The 18,478-nt window shown below is 72.2% G+C and carries 7 protein-coding genes and 1 pseudogene; 5 read left to right on the forward strand and 3 right to left on the reverse strand.

All coding sequences use genetic code 11. From position 1 onward, the window contains the following. Positions 1-123 precede the first annotated feature (123 nt). The 3 genes from ACP4J3_RS41220 to ACP4J3_RS41230 all read left to right on the forward strand — a co-directional run bounded on the left by ACP4J3_RS41220 (position 124) and on the right by ACP4J3_RS41230 (position 2,426). Entirely contained in the window at positions 124-729 is a 606-nt protein-coding gene (locus ACP4J3_RS41220) for a YdbC family protein (RefSeq protein ID WP_426541726.1), read from the forward strand. Positions 730-848: 119 nt separating this feature from the next. Then, positions 849-1,508, forward strand: coding sequence for a histidine phosphatase family protein (locus ACP4J3_RS41225; protein WP_426541728.1), 660 nt, complete (start codon positions 849-851; stop codon positions 1,506-1,508). 12 nt (positions 1,509-1,520) lie between these two features. Continuing rightward, the gene (locus tag ACP4J3_RS41230) at positions 1,521-2,426 is read left to right on the forward strand and encodes an ADP-ribosylglycohydrolase family protein (protein WP_426541730.1); all 906 of its coding nucleotides are present in this window, start codon (positions 1,521-1,523) and stop codon (positions 2,424-2,426) included. 350 nt (positions 2,427-2,776) lie between these two features. On the opposite strand, the pseudogene ACP4J3_RS41235 reads toward ACP4J3_RS41230, so the two are convergent. The 3 genes and pseudogenes from ACP4J3_RS41235 to ACP4J3_RS41245 form a co-directional block, all read right to left on the reverse strand. Continuing rightward, positions 2,777-3,028: pseudogene (locus tag ACP4J3_RS41235) on the reverse strand (MFS transporter); the annotation flags it as partial. Positions 3,029-3,229: 201 nt separating this feature from the next. Then, positions 3,230-4,759, reverse strand: a complete 1,530-nt coding sequence (locus ACP4J3_RS41240; RefSeq protein ID WP_426541732.1) for an MFS transporter — start codon at positions 4,757-4,759, stop codon at positions 3,230-3,232. A 643-nt stretch (positions 4,760-5,402) separates the two neighbouring features. Then, on the reverse strand, positions 5,403-8,111 hold the full coding sequence (locus ACP4J3_RS41245) for an FAD/NAD(P)-binding protein (protein WP_426541734.1): 2,709 nt from the start codon (positions 8,109-8,111) through the stop codon (positions 5,403-5,405). A 316-nt stretch (positions 8,112-8,427) separates the two neighbouring features. Between ACP4J3_RS41245 and ACP4J3_RS41250 the strand changes: the two genes are divergently transcribed. Both ACP4J3_RS41250 and ACP4J3_RS41255 read left to right on the forward strand, forming a co-directional pair. Beyond that, a complete protein-coding gene (locus ACP4J3_RS41250) occupies positions 8,428-8,892 on the forward strand; it encodes an RrF2 family transcriptional regulator (RefSeq protein ID WP_426541736.1) in 465 nt (154 codons plus the stop codon). Between the two features lie 290 nt (positions 8,893-9,182). Further along, on the forward strand, positions 9,183-18,478 hold a 9,296-nt coding region (locus ACP4J3_RS41255), incomplete at its 3' end, for an SDR family NAD(P)-dependent oxidoreductase (protein WP_426541738.1).

The following is an 18,478-nucleotide window of genomic DNA, read 5'->3' on the forward strand; positions in this document are numbered from 1 at the left end:
CAGCCCGAACTGCCTCGTGGACAAGGCCGGTTGTCCATCCTGCCACGCATGTGGGAGCGCGCGCCGGGCAGCTCTCTCGCCGAGCGTGACCGACGCCACGCTGAGTGGCCTTACCATGGCGCGGTGCTGGTCAAGTGGATTCGCTGCACCGTGGTGGACCGCCGCGGCTTCGAGCGGGGGCAGCGAAAATGGGCGGGGCTTCTGGGGGAGCCGGGATTTCGGGGGCAGGGTGGTGGGTGGAGCCGGGGACGGCAGGGGGTGGCGCACATCTTCTCGTTCTGGGAGAGCCGTTCCTTCTACGACTCCTTCATGGCCCGCTCCCACGACAGGCTGGCGGCGGCCCAGTCGGGCACCTTCAAGGACATACAGGTCAAACTGTTCGACTACCGCTTCGACGTGAAGACCGGCTTCGAGCCGCGCTTCACCGACGCGGACCTCGTCCGGGTGGCCCACTGTCGTGTCCACGAGGAGCGCGCCGAGCACTTCACGCTCATGCAGGAGAAGGTCTGGAACCCCGCCATGGCCGGCTCCCCGGGCATGGTCCGCGGTCTGTTCGGCGAGGCACCGGGTCATGAGTTCCTGGTGCTGTCGATGTGGCGCTCGGCCGCGGAGCACGGCAAGTACCGCACCGAGCGCGTGGAGCGACTGGCGCTGCGGGCTCAGACGGAGGCGGACATCGCGGCCCTCACGGGTGACATCGTGGAGCTCGAGTCGACCTGGACGGTTTGAATTCCGGACCCGTTACGCGTGCGCCTGAATGCGGCTGCTGGTGCAGGAAATGTGTGACCTACGCCGTATGGAGCCCGTACGAGTGCTCGATCGGCCGCCGGTCGATCTAGGGTTTTGGCATGGCACGACCACGGCGCATCGTCCTTGTCCGACACGGGGAGTCAACGGGCAATGTTGATGACACCGTCTATGAGCGTGAGCCCGACCACGCGCTGGCTCTGACCGAGCGGGGCTGGCGGCAGGCCGAGGAGACGGGCAAACGACTGCGGGAGGTCTTCGGCCGCGAGCGCGTCAGCGTGTACGTCTCGCCCTACCGCCGTACGCACGAGACACTGCGCGCCTTCCACCTGGACCCCGGGCTCATACGGGTGCGGGAGGAGCCCCGGCTGCGGGAACAGGACTGGGGGAACTGGCAGGACCGCGACGACGTACGCCTCCAGAAGTCCTATCGGGACGCCTACGGCCACTTCTTCTACCGTTTCGCCCAGGGCGAGTCCGGCGCCGACGTGTACGACCGGGTCGGTGGCTTCCTGGAGAGCCTGTTCCGCAGCTTCGAGGCGCCCGATCACCCGCCGAACGTGCTGCTGGTGACCCATGGGCTGGCGATGCGGCTGTTCTGCATGCGCTGGTTCCACTGGACGGTCGCGGAATTCGAGTCGCTGTCGAATCCGGGGAACGCGGAGATGCGGATGCTCGTTCTCGGGGACGACGGCAAGTACACGTTGAACCGGCCGTTCGAACGCTGGCGTGATCCGGAACCGTACGGGATCACCGGATAGAGTGGCAGGGCGATGACCGCTGACTTCTCTCCCGAAGGGCGCCTGGACCGCGCCCTTGCCAGCCTGCGCGGACTCGCGGTGGGGGATGCGCTGGGCTCGCAGTTCTTCGTGCCGGTGAACTACCCGCTGCTCAAGCGGCGCGAGCTGCCGTCCGGCTCCTGGCAGTGGACCGACGACACGGAGATGGCCTGCTCCGTGGTCGCCGTCCTGGCCGCCCACCACCGCATCGACCAGGACGCCCTGGCCCGCTCCTTCGCCGAGCATCACGACTTCGACCGGGGCTACGGCCCCGCGGTCAACCGGCTGCTGCGCCTGGTCAGGGAGGGCGGGGACTGGCGTGAGCTGTCGGCTGCGCTCTTCAACGGCCAGGGATCCTGGGGCAACGGCGCCGCGATGCGGATCGCGCCGCTGGGCGCCTGGTACGCGGACGACCCCGAGCAGGCGACCCACCAGGCCGAGATCTCGGCCTATCCCACGCATCAGCACCGCGAGGCCGTGGTCGGCGCCATGGCCGTCGCCGCGGCTGCCGCGCTGGCCGGTGCCCCCGGCGGTCCGCCCAGCCCGGAGTCCCTTCTCGACGACGTCATCGCTCTGGTTCCGAAGAGCGCGGTCGGGGCGGGCCTGCGGCGCGCCCGGGACATGCTCGACTACGGCGATGCCGGCACCGTCGCGGCCGTCCTGGGCTGCGGGCGGCGTACGACGGCCCACGACACCGTGCCTTTCACGCTCTGGTCGGCCGCACGGTCCCTGGGCGACTACGAGCAGGCCTTCTGGACGACCGCGCAGGTCGGCGGTGACGTCGACACCACCTGCGCCATCGTGGGCGGCGTGATCGGCTCCGGGAAGGCCGGGGCGGCGCCGGCCGAGTGGTTGGAGCGGACCGAGGCGCTCCCGGAGTGGGCGCCGACGCCGACGTAGCCCGCTTCTGCCCAACCTGGCGCCCCTCGATAACTTTCTGTGCATGCCGGGAACTCTGCGTGACCGGCAGTCCGTTGTCGTGTCAGTTGCTATGCGGCCTCGGGGGCCGTATGCACCGGTGACGCACGAGGGGTGCAGGGGGCTGAACCATGGGACTCATGTCGGTGCTGGGCGGGGTGCTGCTGGTAGCGGCGGCTGCGGTGCTCGGTGGGCTCGGGCTTCCCCGGGCCGTCGGGGCCGGCCCGGGGACGGTCGCCGTGCGGGTGGTGCGGATGGCCGGTTCGTCGTCCTCGCCGTCGGTCCCCCGGACGCGATCCAGCCACCCGCGGCCCTGTGCGGGCCCGGCCGGGTCAGCCGGCCATCGGCCCCGCCGTACCGGAGAGGGCTTCAAGATCGCCCGTCGAGATGCCCTGGGTGAGCACTTCATGGCCCCACCGGCAGGGAAGCTGACCCGTCTGGGCGAACTCCGCCTTCTGCTGGGCCGAGCCCTCCGCCATGAACTGCGGCAGTTGTTTCTCCGCCTCGTCCTTGCTGGCTGTGCCGAACACCGTCGTGAGGATGGACAGTCCGAGCGAACCGCCAACCTGCTGCGTGGCATTCATCTTGAATGTGCGGGAGCGCGATGTTCACAGTCGTCGCGTCCGGTGGCGCTCCAACGCGCGTTATCAGGTTCCGAATTCGGGCCGCGACGTGATGGCGGGGGCTGCCCGGCCAGAGGGCACCGCACGGCGTCCGTAGGGCCGACGTCCCGTGGCGGGCGGGGCGGTCGGTTACGGACGCCGCGAAAGGGGGACGCGCGGAGCTTACGCGGCCGGGGCGCCGCCGCCCGAGCCGCTGAGGGCTTCCAAGTCGCTCTTGCGGACCCGTACGACGACCGTAGCGACGACGAATGCGAGGACGGCCATGGCGGCGGCCGGGATGAAGGCCGTGGAGATCCCCTGGGCGAGGACTTCGTGGCTCCACGGGGCAGGCAGCTGTTGGGTCTTGGCGAACGCGGCCTTCTGCTCCGGCGTGGCCTGGGCCATGAACGATGCGACTTGCTTGGTCGCCTCGTCGCGGCTGGCCGAGCCGAAGACGGTGGTGAGGATGGACAGACCGAGTGCACCGCCCACCTGCTGTGTCGTGTTGAGAAGGGCGGAGGCCGCCCCCGCCTCGCGCGGGGCGACGCCGGATACGGCGGTCACGGTGAGGGTGACGAAGTTGAGTCCCATGCCGAAGCCGAAGACCAGCATCGGGCCGAGCACCCCGCCGACATAGGAGCTGCCCGAGTCGACCAAGGACTGCCAGGCCAGGCCGATGGCGACGAGGGTGGTTCCGGTCATCAGGAACGGCTTGGGGCCGAGCGCCGGCAGCAGTCGCTGCGATATCCCCGCGCCCACCGCGATGACCACGGTGACAGGCAGGAAGGCCAGGCCGGCGCGGATGGGGGAGTAGCCCAGCACGTTCTGGACGAACAGCACGATGTAGAAGAACATGCCGAACATCGCCGCCGCGAGGCTGATCATGATCACGTACGTGCCCGAGCGGTTGCGGTCGGCGAACATCCGCAGGGGTGTGATCGGTTCCTTGGCGCGGCTTTCGACGAACATGAAGGCGACGAGCAGCACCACGGCCGCGCCGAACGCGCCGAGCGTCAGCGAGTCCCGCCAGCCGTCGGACGCCGCCCTGATGAACCCATAGACCAGCGCGACCATGCCGAGTGTCGAGGTGAGCGCGCCGGTCAGGTCGAAGCGGCCGGGGTGGCGCTCGGACTCGTTGATGTAGCGCGGTGCGAGTGCCGCGATGAGGATGCCGATGGGTACGTTGACGAAGAGCACCCAGCGCCAGTCGAGCCAGTCGGTGAGCAGTCCGCCGGCCAGGAGTCCGATGGCGCCGCCGCCCGCGGAGACGGCCGCGAAGATGCCGAATGCGCGGTTGCGCTCGGGGCCTTCGGGAAACGTCGTGGTGATGAGCGCGAGCGAGGTGGGTGATGCGATCGCGCCGCCCATTCCCTGCAGCACTCGTGCGGCCAGCAACTGCCAGGGTTCCTGGGCGAGTCCGCCGAGCAGCGAGGCGAAGGTGAACAGCAGGATGCCGGCGATGAAGACCCTGCGGCGCCCGAGGATGTCCCCGGCTCGCCCGCCGAGCAGCAGCAGGCCGCCGAAGGTGAGGGTGTAGGCGCTGACCACCCACGTCAGGTTGGTCGTGGAGAAGTTCAGCGTGGTCTGGATGTCGGGCAGGGCAATGTTGACGATGGTGGCATCGAGCACCACCATCAGCTGGCACGCGGCGATGACCGTGAGCGCGATGCCCGGGCGTGCCGGGCGTGAGGCCGGACCCGGTGGCGCGGGCACGGGTGACTGCGTCTGTATCTGATCGTGCGTCACAGGAAGGTCCCCCAGAGGCGAAGTAGTGAACGTGTGCGTTCACTAGCCAGGACGATAGCGACTCGGCCTTAGTGAACACAAGCGTTCTCTAAGGAGGTTGACCGTGAAGCGGTGCCGTGGGTTCAGAGCGTCGGTGGGCCCGGCGGCATGCAGCCGGGCCGAACAGATGTGGTGGCGGGGAGGTGATCCCGGGCAGGCGGGAGTGTCCGCCACGGGGGTACGACTTGGCTCGTCAGCCGGGGCGTCGAGGGAGTGCCGTGCGAATTCGAGTCCCCGACACAGGCCCGTGGCGGGGGCCGTGCCGGGAGAGGGAAGCTCGTGAATCAGGCGGCTGTCTGCTTGAGCCGGTAGTCGGCAGTGTCCAGCCGCGGCATCGGCATCGCGCAGGGCGTCACGGCGGGCCACTGCCGGCGGGGTGACGTTCGGGAAGCGGACCGCTTCCGGCCTGCACGGCCCACTTCGCTCGCCGCAGTGCCCGGATCACCCGGTCCAGTGTGTCGGCAGCGATCGGCCCTCGTCATCCTGTTTCACGCGAGCTGGTCCCAAGGGAAGGGCCGCACGGCTCTCGTCGTGCAGCCCCTGTCCCAAGTGGCCTCCCCCCGACGGGCGTTCAGCGCGGAAGGGCAGCAAGCCAGCGCCGGTCATGAGGTGAGGGCCGGCGGTCCAGGCGTTCTTGCAGCCGTGCCCGGGCCGCATCGCAGCGGCCCGCCGACACCAGCGCGTACAGCAGGGTCTCCTCGACGACTTCGCGCTGTGCGGCGCTGCCGCCGACGAGGCGGAGCGAGGGCAGGATGCGTTCCAGTCGCCGTGCCGCCTCGGCCCAGTTCTCCTCCACGACGTGCTCGAACGCCTCGCACAGCGGCGCAACAACCTCGCGCTGCACCTGGTCCGCGTCCAGTGCGTGCGCCTGCAGTCGCCGCAGCCCCGGCAGATCGCCCGCCGCGGTAAGCGTGACCGCGGCATGCAGGGCCGTGAACGCGGTGGCCGGATGCTCCAGGATCTCCGCGGCGACCGACTGGAGTACGTCGTCGATGGGCAGCCGGCCCTGCCAGGTGTCGGCCACCCGGGCCCGCCACAGCAGGGAACCGGAGTCCACCAGCGCCCGGATGCCGTTGACCTTCCCGGGCGCCAGTTGGGTCGCCCACCTGCGGCGCACGGCCGCGGCATCCTCCACGGCGAGTTCGTGCAGCGCGGCATGCCAGGCGAAGTGGGCCCGGTGCGTGCCGCCGCGGCCCTGGCCGCTCAGCCAAGCGTCCAGCCGTGCACGGCCCTTGTCGTGGTCGCCGCACTCGTAGTGCACATGGGCCAGGGCGTGCATGGCGTGTCCCGAGGCGGGCTCCCTCGCCAGCGCCTGCTCGGCCAGGACGCCGGCCTCGTCGTAGCGGCCCTCCTCCTGGCGTACGAAGGCCAGCAGCGAGGTGTGGAACCAGTGCCCCCGGTGCGCCGGAGCGGTCCGCTCCACCAGCCGCAGCGCGGCGCTGCCGTCGAGGTCGTACAGCCCGGAGAAGGCGATGGTCGGCACTGCGGCGGCCAGCGCCAGCCGGTCGCACGGATAGACATCCAGGTGGCGGACGAGTGCCGCGTCGCCTTCCTCGGTCGTGCCCCGGACGCGCCGGGAGACCACGTCGACGAAGGAGCGCTCTCGCTCGTCGGCCCTTTCACGTGCGCAGCGTTGGGCATCGGCGAGGGCGCGGGGTACGTCCACGTCGGCTCCGCACTCATGGCCGATCAGCGCGAGCGCGGCATGGGCGCACGCGAAGCCCGGATCCAGCGCCGCGGCCCGGCGGAACGCCTCCTGGGCCCCCAACCGCACCTTGAGCAGCCGGTCCACTCCCGAGCGGTAGGCGGCGGCCGCGGCGGAGTGGGTGCTCAGGGCGAGTCCGCCGCCGTCGGTGGGCCGTCGTACCTTGCGCCCAGCCGGAGACGAGTGATCGGCCGGGCGGGCGAGCACCGCTTCGGCCACCGCCAGGGCCTGGACGCGGATCTCCGGGATCGCGGTGGTCTCCCACAGTTCGCCGCGGCGCGGTGCGCCCAGCGTCCACAGCGCGCGTACGGTACGGCCGTCCCGGTCGCGCAGCCGCCCGTGCACGGTGGACACGCCGAGGCCCAGCGGGCCGGTCACGGCGTCACCGCGGCGCAGCAGGTTCCCCCACAGCGGATCGGTCAGGTCCGCCGGCCCCAGGCCCGGGCCCGTGCAGTCCACGACGCGGCCGACCCGGAGCTCACGGCCGTCACCGAGGCCGACCGCGAGCAGCCCGTCGGGCAGCTGCCGGGCATCGGTGATGCCTCCGCGGGCGGTCCGTAGCCGCCGGGTACGGCACATCCGTGCCACGGTCTCCGCGGTGGCCGGGGGCATGCGATGGCGGTGCACATTCCACAGCGAGCCGTCGCGGGCGAGGAAGTCGGCGCGTTCCTCGACGGACAGGGACGCCCACAACTCGGCCGTGACCGGGCGCAGTCCGTCCAGGCCCGGGCGCCAGTCGCCCTGGGTGCGCAGTGCCCGGCCGATGTGCCGGCGGATCTCGGCGCGCAGCTCCGGCAGCGGCAGTCCCAGCAGCGGCTCGGCACAGGGCGTGGCGGGCAGCGGGGCGACGGCGTGCGCCTCGGGGAGCCGGCCATTGCGGGACACCGCGTGCACCGTGCGGCCGGGACGGTCCAGCCGCAGGGCCACGTCCACAGCGGTCAGCCCCGTCCCGACCAGCAGGACGTCATCGCGACATTGCTCGTCGGCCGCGGCGTCGAGGGCACCCGGCGCCCAGGGATCGGGGATGAAGCGGTCGCTGGTGCACAGCGCGTTCGGCAGCCATGCGGAGGACGGACGTGCCGGGCCGGTGGCCAGCACCACCCCGTCCGCCTCGACGGCCGTACCGTCGGACAGTTCGAGCCGGGCCGGACCGGCGGGGCCACGGCTCCAGCGGCAGTCGGTGACCCGGACCTTCAGGCGGCGCACGGAGACGACGCCATGGGCGGCGATGATGGCGCGGCCGAGCGTGTCGGCGAGATAGGCGCCGTAGCGATGGCGTGAGACGAAGTCGGCGGCAGTGACGGTCGGCTCGCCGTGCCGGCACAGCCACCGCAGGAAGTGATCGGGGTCGTCCGGATGGCAACTCATGTTCCCGGCGGGCACGTTGAGCAGATGCCGTGGATCGCGTGTGGCGTAGGCGGTGCCGCGGCCGGCCTCCGGTGCCGGATCGATCAGAAACAGGTCCAGGGGAACCCTGCGGCGGACCGCGGTTTCGCAGAGCTGCACGGCGACCAGGGCGCCGGCCGCGCCTGCTCCTACGACGGCCACGGAATGCCGCGGGACTGATGGAGTCATGCGATGCCTCCTGTCGGCCGGTGAACCCGGCCGGGTCGGCACACACCGGCGCACCTGTCGTCCGCGCCGAATGTGACGGACGTGTGCGGCCATGCGGTGAGGGCGGTTCACGCCTACCGGAACCGCCCGTGCCGCATGGCCGGTGCGCAGTAGTTCACCATTTCGCTGAACTACTCGCAACGGTCAGGGATTTGGCCCTGCGCGCCCCTTTTGGCGGGTTTCCGGTGTGGGATCTCCTCACGCTCTGTGCATGATTCGGAAGTCACTTGAGGTCCAGGGTCGGTCAGCGAGGGGTCTCGTATGAGAAATTGGCCGAATGCGGATCACGGCAAGGACGGATTACGCGGTGCGGGCGATGGCCGAACTCGCCGCGTCCGGCGAGACACCGTTGACGGCCGAGCAGTTGTCGGACCGGCAGGACATCCCGGTGCGGTTCCTCTTCGGCATCCTGGGCGAGCTGAGACTGGCCGGTCTGGTGCACAGCGTGCGCGGCCCGCGCGGCGGATATCTGCTGGCCACGACGGCCGCGGAAATCAGCCTCGCAGACGTGATCCGAGCGGTGGACGGGTCGCTGGCCAAGGTGCGGGACCTGAGCCTGACCGGCCTTGAATACCCGGGCCCGGCAGCCGTCCTGCCGGACGTATGGCGGGCCGTGCGCACCAGTCTGCGCCAGGTGCTGGAGACCGCAACGCTCGCCGACCTCGCCCAGGGCACGCTGCCGGAGGTCGTACAGCAGCGGGCGCAGGAGTACACGGCCGACGTCCGCCACTACGGAGAGTGACAATTTTCCGCTTTCGTCTCCCTGAAGCCGTCCTGAAGCCATGCCGGGTCATTCCCGGGGCCGGGGCGAAAGAGGGTTGTTAGACGGGCTTAAGGCCGCCGGACAAGACTGCGCAATGGCGTGAATCGGCCTTCCGTGTCCCGGGAATTGCCCTAGGCGTTTTCCCAGGGCCCGTTTTTGCCTGCGGTTTTGCCCGCCCGCGGAATGAGGGCCGCTGCGGGTCGTGAATTGAGATGGCGGCCGTGGTTCTGCTGCGCGCTCGCCGGCACACGGATACAGGAGGACGGCAGATGGCGATGCTTCCCCGGGCCGGGACCGCAGCCGACGGCACAAGGGCCTGCGACACCCCTCTCGCCGTCATCGGGCTGTCCTGCCGCCTCCCCGGGGCGCCCGATCCGGAGGCCTTCTGGGAACTGCTGGCGGCCGGCCGCAGCGCGGTCACCCAGCGCCTCGGCGACCGGCTCGGCACCACCGGCGACCCCGAGGAGCGGCTGCCGCGGCACGCCGGACTGCTGGACCGGATCGACCACTTCGACGCGGACTTCTTCGGCATCTCCCCGCGGGAAGCCGCCCAGATGGACCCGCAGCAGCGGCTCGCCCTCGAACTCGGCTGGGAGGCGCTGGAGAACGCCGCACTCCTCCCACGGACCCTCGACGGCAGCGCGACGGGTGTGTTCGTCGGAGCCATCGCCGACGACTACGCCACCCTGCTCGCCAGGCGCGGCGCGTACACCCAGCACACGCTGACCGGCACCAACCGCGGGATCATCGCCAACCGGCTGTCCTACGCACTGGGGCTGCACGGACCCAGCCTCACCGTCGACACCGCCCAGGCCTCCTCGCTGACCGCCGTCCACCTCGCCCGCCGCAGCCTGCTCGCGGGGGAGTGCGACCTTGCGCTGGCCGGTGGTGTCCAGCTGATCATCGGATCCGACAGCACCGCGATGACCGCCGAGTTCGGCGCGCTCTCCCCGGACGGGCGCAGCCACACCTTCGACGCCCGGGCCAACGGCTACGTCCGGGGCGAGGGCGGCGGTTTCGTCGTACTGAAACCGCTGGCGGCGGCGCTCGCCGACGGGGACCCGATCCACTGCGTGATCCGCGGCAGCGCTCTGAACAACGACGGCGCCACCGACGCCCTGACGGTACCCAGCCCGCGAGCCCAGGAAGAGGCGATCCGGCGGGCCTGCGGCGACGCCGGAGTGGATCCGCGGGACGTGCAGTACGTGGAGTTGCACGGTACGGGCACCCGGGTCGGCGATCCCGTGGAGGCGTCCGCGCTGGGTTCCGTGTACGGGACCGACCGCAACCCCGGGTCCGCCTTGGTGGTCGGCTCGGCGAAGACCAACGTCGGCCATCTGGAAGGCGCCGCGGGCATCGTCGGGCTGATCAAGGCCACCCTGGCCATCCGTAACCGGCAACTCCCCGCCAGCCTCAACTTCGTCACACCCCACCCCGGCATTCCGCTGGACGCGCTGCATCTCCGTGTTCAGCGCGACCTCGGCCCGTGGCCGCACGAGGACCGGCCTCTGCTGGCCGGGGTGAGCTCCTTCGGCATGGGCGGCACCAACTGCCATGTGATCCTCGCCGAGCCGCCCGGTCACAGGGAGCGGAACGCGGCTCTGCCCGCCGGGGACGCGGAGGCCGCACCGCCCGTCGTGCCCTGGCTCGTGTCCGGTCGCGGCGCCGCAGCGCTGTGCGCGCAGGCCGATCGGCTGCGGGCGCACCTCGGTACCGGTCCCGCCGCCGCTCCGGCGGACATCGCCTGGTCGCTCGCCACGACGCGCACGGCCTTCGAGGATCGCGCGGTGCTCCTGGGCCGGGACACGGACGACCTGCTGAACGGCCTGCGGGCGCTTGCCGCCGGGGAGCCCGCCGCCGGGCTGGTATGCGCGGGGTCCGTCAGCGACGTGGCCCGGCTCGCGGTGCTGTTCACCGGTCAGGGCAGCCAGTACGCGCGCATGGGACGCGAACTGTACGAGGAGTTCCCCCCGTTCGCCGCGGCGTTCGACGCCGTCGGCCGACACCTCGACGCCCACCTCGACCGTCCGCTGCGGCGCGTCGTCTTCGCCGAACAGGGATCGGCCGACGCCGAGTTGCTGCACCTCACCCGTTACACACAGGCCGCCCTGTTCGCCGTGGAGACCGCGCTCTACCGCCTCTTCGAGTACTGGGGCGTGCGCGCCGACACGCTCATCGGCCACTCCGTCGGCGAGATCACCGCTGCCCATGCGGCCGGCGTGCTGTCCCTGGAGGATGCCTGCGCCCTGGTCGCCGCGCGTGGCCGGCTCATGCAGCAACTGCCGCCCGGCGGGGCAATGGTGGCCGTCGAGGCCAGGGAGGACGAGGTCCTGGCGTCGCTCGCCGGCACGGACGGCCGCGTCGGTATCGCCGCCGTGAACGGCCCCCGCTCCGTCGTCGTGTCCGGCGTGGCGGACACGGCCCTGGAACTGGCTGAGCGGTGGCGGTCCGAGGGACGAAAGGTGAAACGGCTGCGCGTCAGCCACGCCTTCCACTCCTCGCTGATGGAGCCGATGCTGGCCGAGTTCACCGAGGTCGCCGCCGGGCTGTCGTACGCTCCGGCGCGCATCCCCGTCGTCTCCAACCTGGACGGCCGCCCGGCCCAGTCGCAGGACCTGGGCACACCCGAGTACTGGGCCCGGCACGCCCGGCAGGCCGTGCGGTTCCTCGACGGCATCCGCACCCTGCACGCCGATGGAACCACCGCCTACCTCGAACTCGGCCCCGGCGGTGTGCTGACCGGCATGGCGGAGGACTGCCTCGACACCGTCGCCGACGCCCCCGTACTCGTGTCGACCCTGCACTCCGGGCGGCCGGAACCGGAAGCGGTGCTCACCGCCCTGGCCCGGCTCCACGTCCACGGCAGCCCCGTCGCCTGGGACGCGGTCCTCGCCCCGCACCGGCCACGACGCGTGGACCTGCCCACGTACGCCTTCCAACGACGGCGCCACTGGCCCGAGCCGGCCGATGCACCCGCCGACGCCCCGATGCCGCTTGCGGACGCCCCCGCCCCAGCGTCCGAAGACCCCTCCGACGACCGCACGCCGTCCTGGGCGGACCGGCTGGTGGCGCTGGCCGAAGACGAACGGGAGCGGGCCCTGCTGGACCTGGTCCGCACGCAGGTGGCCCTCGTCCTCGGGCATGTGACCCCCGACGCGGTGGACGGCGACCGGGCCTTCAAGGACCTCGGCCTCGACTCGTCGCTCGCCGTCGAACTCCGCAACCGACTGTCGGCCACGACCGGGCTGCGTCTGCCCACGGGCCTCACCTTCAACCACCCGACACCCGCCGCGCTGGTCCGGTATCTACTGGCCGAACTGACGAAGACGGCCACCCCGCCGACCCTGGTGGCACCGGCCACCACGGCGGACGACGAGCCGATCGCCATCGTCGGCATGGCCTGCCGCTTCCCGGGTGGCGCCGACTCGCCCGAACAGTTGTGGCGGCTCGTGCACGAGGAACGGGACGCCATCGGGCCCTTTCCGGCCAACCGTGGCTGGGACATCGACACCCTCTACGACCCCTCGCCCGAGACGAACGGCACCAGCTACGTCCGCCAGGGCGGATTCCTGTACGACGCCGACGAGTTCGACCCGGCCTTCTTCGGCATCAGCCCACGCGAGGCGCTGGCCATGGACCCGCAGCAGCGACTGCTGCTGGAGGTCGCCTGGGAGGCTCTCGAACGGGGAGGCATCGACCCACTCACCCTGCGCGGCGCACCGGCCGGCGTCTTCGTGGGCGCCACCGCCCAGGACTACGGGCCACCGCTGCACAAGGCTCCCGAAGGGCTCGGCGGCCACCTCCTGACAGGCGGCACGCCGAGTGTCGCCTCCGGCCGGGTGGCGTACACCCTCGGCCTGGAGGGCCCCGCGGTGACCGTGGACACCGCCTGCTCGTCGTCGCTCGTCGCCCTGCACCTGGCCATCCAGGCACTGCGGCAGGGCGACTGCTCGACGGCCCTGGCGGGAGGCGCCGCGGTCATGGCGGGACCCGGCATGTTCGTGGAGTTCAGCCGCCAGCGCGGGCTCGCCCGCGACGGCCGGTGCAAGGCGTTCGCGGCGTCCGCCGACGGCACCGCATGGGCCGAGGGCGCCGGCATGGTCGTACTGGAACGGCTTGCGGACGCGCGCCGCGACGGCCATCAGGTGCTCGCCGTGCTGCGCGGCTCGGCGATCAACCAGGACGGAGCCAGCAACGGGCTCGCGGCCCCCAACGGCCCGTCGCAGGAACGGCTGATCCGGCAGGCACTGGCCAACGCCAGGCTGCGCGCCGACCAGATCGACGTCGTCGAGGCACACGGCACCGGGACAACGCTCGGCGACCCCATCGAGGCCGAGGCCGTCATCGCCACCTACGGGCAGCACCGCCCCACCGGCCAGCCCGTATGGCTCGGTTCGCTGAAGTCCAACATCGGGCACGCGCAGGCCGCGGCGGGCGTCGGCGGCGTCATCAAGATGGTGATGGCCCTGCGACACGGACAACTGCCGAAGACCCTGCACGTCGACGAGCCCAGTCCGCACGTCGACTGGTCCGCCGGCGCAGTGTCGCTGCTCACCGCGGCCAGGCCCTGGCCGCGCTGTGCCGACGGACCACGCCGGGCGGCGGTGTCGTCGTTCGGCATCAGCGGCACCAACGCACACGTGATCATCGAGGAGGCGCCGGCCGCACCCACGAGCGCTGTCGCCGACGAGAGCCGCCCCGCCGCCCCCGTCGTGCCCTGGCTCGTCTCCGCCAAGACAGGTCAGGCCCTGCAGGACCAGGCCCGGCGGCTCGTTGAACTCGTGGCGGCCGCCCCGGACCTGGACGCCCACGACATCGGCCGCTCGCTGCTCACCAGCCGCGCCACGTTCGGCCACCGAGCCGTGCTCCTCGGCGGCGACCGGGAAGGCCGCATCGAGGGCCTGCGCGCGTTGTCCGAGGGCTCGGCCGCGCCACAACTGGTGCGCGGCGTGGCGGGCGACCCGGGCCGGACCGTGTTCGTCTTCCCGGGCCAGGGCTCGCAGTGGGCCGGTATGGCGCTCGACCTGCTGGCCACGGCCCCCGTCTTCCGGGAGCGGATGGACGCCTGCGCCGAGGCCCTGGCGCCGCACGTGGACTGGCAGCTCACCGATGTGCTCCGGGGAGCCGAGGGCGCGCCGACGCTGGACCGGGTCGACGTGGTCCAGCCCGCCCTGTTCGCGGTGATGGTGTCGCTCGCCGAACTGTGGCGCTCCTTCGGTGTCCACCCGGACGCGGTGGTCGGGCACTCCCAGGGAGAGATCGCCGCCGCCGCCGTCTCCGGCGCGCTGTCCCTGGAGGATGCCGCGGCCGTCGTCGCTCTGCGCAGCCGCGCCCTCGTCGCGCTGGCCGGCACCGGGGGCATGGCCTCCCTCGCGCTCCCGGCAGAGCGGGTGGCGCCGCTGCTGGAACGGTGGCGGGGCCGTCTCGACATCGCCACGATCAACGGCCCGGCCTCCACCGTCGTCTCCGGCGACCCCGACGCCATCGACGAGATCGTCGCCATATGCACGGCCGACGGCACACGGGCCCGCAGAATCCCCGTCGACTACGCCTCGCACAGCGCCCATGTGGAGTCCCTCCACGCGCACCTCCTGGACGTCCTGTCGGGCATCAGCCCCCGGCCCACCGCCGTCGCCTTCTACTCCACCGTCACCGCCGCCCCGATCGACACTGCCGAACTGACCGCCGAGTACTGGTATCGCAACCTGCGCCGGACCGTGCGCTTCGAAGAGACCACCCGCGCCCTGCTCGCCGCCGGACACCGCACCTTCATCGAGACCAGCCCGCACCCGGTGCTGACGATGGCGGTCCAGGAGACGCTCGACGACGCCGGGGCCCAGGGCGCCGCCGCCATCGGATCACTGCGCCGCGGCGAAGGCGGCTGGACCCGGTTTGCCGCCTCCCTGGCCGAGGCCCACGTACGGGGCACGACCGTCGACTGGCGGCCCCTCCTCACCGGCGACGGCAACCGCCCGGTCGACCTGCCCACCTACCCCTTCCAGCGCGAGCGCCACTGGCTGCCGTCCGGCGGCGTGGCGACGGACGCCGCCGGCCTCGGACTCGGCGACGCCGGCCATCCCCTCCTCGGCGCCGAGGTCGCCCTCGCCGACGACGACCGGCTGGTGCTGACAGGCCGGGTGTCACTGCAGACCCACCCGTGGCTGGCCGACCACGCCGTCCACGGCACCGCCCTGCTGCCCGGCGCCGCCTTCGTCGAACTGGTGCTGCACGCGGCCGGCCGCACCGGCTGCCATCGCATCGACGACCTCACTCTCGAGGCACCCCTCGTCCTGACCGAACGGACAGCGGTGTGCCTCCAGCTGACGGTGGCCCCGCCGGACGAGAACGGCCGCCGACGCGTCAGCGTGCACGCCCGGCCGCAGACCGCCGACGACGAGCCCTGGACCCGCCATGCCACCGGGCTGCTCGGCACCGGCCCTGCCGCCGACCCTGGAGAGAGCCCCGGTACTCGGCCCCCGGCGGGCGCAACCCCCGTCTCAGTCTCCGAGTTGTACGACGGGCTTGCCGACCAGGGGTACGAGTACGGACCGTCCTTCCAGGGCCTGCGGGCGGCTTGGCGGCACGGTGACGACCACTACGCCGAGGTACGCCTGGACGAGGACCAGCAGGCGGACGCGGCCCGGTTCGGTATCCATCCGGCCCTGCTGGACGCGGCGCTGCACGGGCTGGCACCGGCCGGCCGGCTGGGCGTCGACGCCCAGGGGCACATCCGACTCCCGTTCTCCTGGACCGGCGTCACCCTGCACGCCACAGGAGCGACCGCGGGCCTGGTCCGTTGGTCGCGGGCCGCCGACGACACGGTCACGGCAACGATCACCGACCCGTCCGGTGCGCCCGTCCTCACCGTCGCGTCCCTCACGCTGCGCGGTGCGCCACCCGACCGGCTCATCGAGGGCGGTAGCGGCCATGAGGGCGCGCTGTATCACGTGCAGTGGATCCCGGCCCCGGCCCAGGCGGCCACGGAAACCGGAGCCACGGCGGCGGCGCCCGCGATCGCTTCCACCGTCGCTCCCGTCGCCTCGTGCGCGCCACCGGCCGGTTGGGCAGCCCTCGACGCCGAAGCGGCCGAGCGGGTGACGGGGCCGGACGGTGTGCGGCCCGAGATCCATCTCGGTGTCGACGCGCTGGCAGAGTCGGTCATGGCGGGAGGCGTGGTGCCCGACTGTGTGTTCGCATCTGTACCGGCCGCAGACGGCGCACCCGGCAGCGCCGACGCCGCCGCACGGGCCCACGCCCTCACCAGGCACGTGCTCCGGCTGATCCAGGAGTGGCTCTCCCACGAGGAGGTCGCCGACGCCCGCCTGGTCGTCCTCACCCGCGGGGCCGTGGTTGTACCCGGCTCACCGGAAGGCGGGAGCGGCGCTTGGACCGGCGCGGACGTGGCCGATGAACCCGCGTCCGCCGTATGGGGCCTGGTCCGAAGCGCCCAGTCCGAGCATCCGGGCCGTCTGGTCCTGATCGACCTCGACGACGACGAAGCCTCCACGACCGCCCTGCCCCAGGCCCTGGCCGACGGCGAACCCCAACTCGCCCTGCGCGCCGGAACCGCGCACATCCCCCGGCTGTCCCGCACCGCGCCCACCCAGGACGCCGCCGCGTCCGCGCTCGACCCGGCCGGCACCGTTCTGATCACTGGTGGCACCGGGGCCCTCGGCAGCCTGGTCGCCCGTCACCTGGTGGAGCGGCATGGCGTACGGCATCTGCTGCTCACCAGCCGCGGCGGCGCCTCGGCGCCCGGCGCCCTGGAACTGGAGGCCGAACTCCTCGCCCACGGTGCGGAGGTGACCATCGCCGCGTGCGACGCCGCCGACCGCGAGGCGCTGGCCGCACTGCTGGCCGGCATTCCCGACGAGCACCCCCTCACCGCCGTCATCCACGCCGCCGGCGTCCTCGACGACGCCACCGTGCAGTCCCTGACCCCGGACCGCCTCGACACCGTCCTGCGCCCCAAGGCCGACGCCGCGTGGAATCTGCACCACCTCACCCAGGACCACGACCTCGCCGCCTTCGTCCTGTTCTCCTCCATCACCGGAACGCTCGGCAGTCCGGGGCAGGCCAACTACGCCGCCGCGAACACCTTCCTGGACGCCCTCGCCCACCACCGCCACACACAGGGCCTGCCCGCCACCTCCCTCGCCTGGGGCCTGTGGGAGCAGACCAGCGGCATGACGGCACACATGGAGGACGGCGATCGCGCCCGCATGCTCGGCGGTGGCGTCCTGCCGATCTCCTCGGAGCGCGGCCTCGCCCTCTTCGACACGGCGCTGACCACCGGCCGACCGGCACTGGTGGCAACCCGGTTCGACCTCACCGCCGTACGCGCACAGGCCACGGCCGGCCAACTCCCGCCCGTTCTGTGCGGGTTGCTCCGTACACCCCTACGGCGGGTCGCCGCGGCAGCCCCCGAAGCAGACGCCTCCGGCCTGCCCCAACGCCTGGCTGGGCTGTCCGCGGACGAGCAGGAGGGCATGCTGCTGGACCTCGTCGGCACGCATGCGTCGGCAGTGCTGGGCCACGCAGCGAGCAACGGACTCGACGCTGACCGGGCGTTCAGGGAGCTGGGCTTCGACTCGCTCACCGCGGTGGAACTGCGCAACCGACTGACCACGGCCACCGGACTGCGGCTGCCCGCATCCCTGGTCTTCGACCACCCGACACCCCGCGGACTCGCCCGGCACCTGCGGTGCGAGCTCACCGGCGCCCGGGAGAGCGCGGCGGTACCGTCGAGCAGGGCCGGGGCGTACGACGAACCTGTCGCGATCGTCGGGATCGGCTGCCGTTACCCGGGTGGTGTGCGGTCCGCGGAGGACCTGTGGCGCCTCGTCGCCGAGGGGACCGACGCCATCGGCGACATGCCCGCGGACCGTGGCTGGAACATCGACGACCTCTACGACGCCGACCCCGCACGGGCCGGAAAGGTGTACACCCGCCACGGCGGATTCCTGCACGACGCCGGCGACTTCGACCCCGACTTCTTCGGCATGAGCCCGCGCGAGGCCCTGGCCACCGATCCGCAGCAACGGCTCCTGCTGGAGGTCTCCTGGGAGACCTTCGAATGCGCCGGAATCGACCCGGCCACCCTGCGCGGCAGCACGACCGGCGTCTTCACCGGCGTCATGTACGGCGACTACGGCGGCCGGTTGCAGCACGCACCGGAGGAACTGGAGGGCTATCTGCGCAACGGCAGCCACGCCAGCGTGGCCTCCGGCCGTATCGCCTTCACCTTCGGTCTGGAGGGACCGGCGGTGACTGTCGACACGGCGTGCTCCTCCTCCCTGGTCGCCCTGCACCTCGCGGCCCAGGCCCTGCGCAGCGGCGAGTGCGACCTCGCCCTCGCGGGCGGGGTGACGGTGATGGCCACCCCGGCCACCTTCGTGGAGTTCAGCCGCCAGCGCGGCCTCGCCCCCGACGGCCGCTGCAAGGCCTTCGCCGACTCCGCCGACGGCGTCGGGTGGGCTGAGGGGGTCGGCATGCTGCTGGTGGAGCGGTTGTCGGACGCGGAGCGCAACGGCCACCGGGTACTGGCCGTCGTGCGGGGCTCGGC

This window comes from Streptomyces sp. UG1 (genome assembly GCF_049974585.1).
GTDB lineage: Bacteria > Actinomycetota > Actinomycetes > Streptomycetales > Streptomycetaceae > Streptomyces.

Coding starts and splice junctions, on each gene's coding strand:
- ACP4J3_RS41245 (WP_426541734.1), bottom strand. CDS start 8,111: ATGACTCCATCAGTCCCGCGGCATTCCGTGGCCGTCGTAGGAGCAGGC.
- ACP4J3_RS41250 (WP_426541736.1), top strand. CDS start 8,428: ATGCGGATCACGGCAAGGACGGATTACGCGGTGCGGGCGATGGCCGAA.
- ACP4J3_RS41230 (WP_426541730.1), top strand. CDS start 1,521: ATGACCGCTGACTTCTCTCCCGAAGGGCGCCTGGACCGCGCCCTTGCC.
- ACP4J3_RS41225 (WP_426541728.1), top strand. CDS start 849: ATGGCACGACCACGGCGCATCGTCCTTGTCCGACACGGGGAGTCAACG.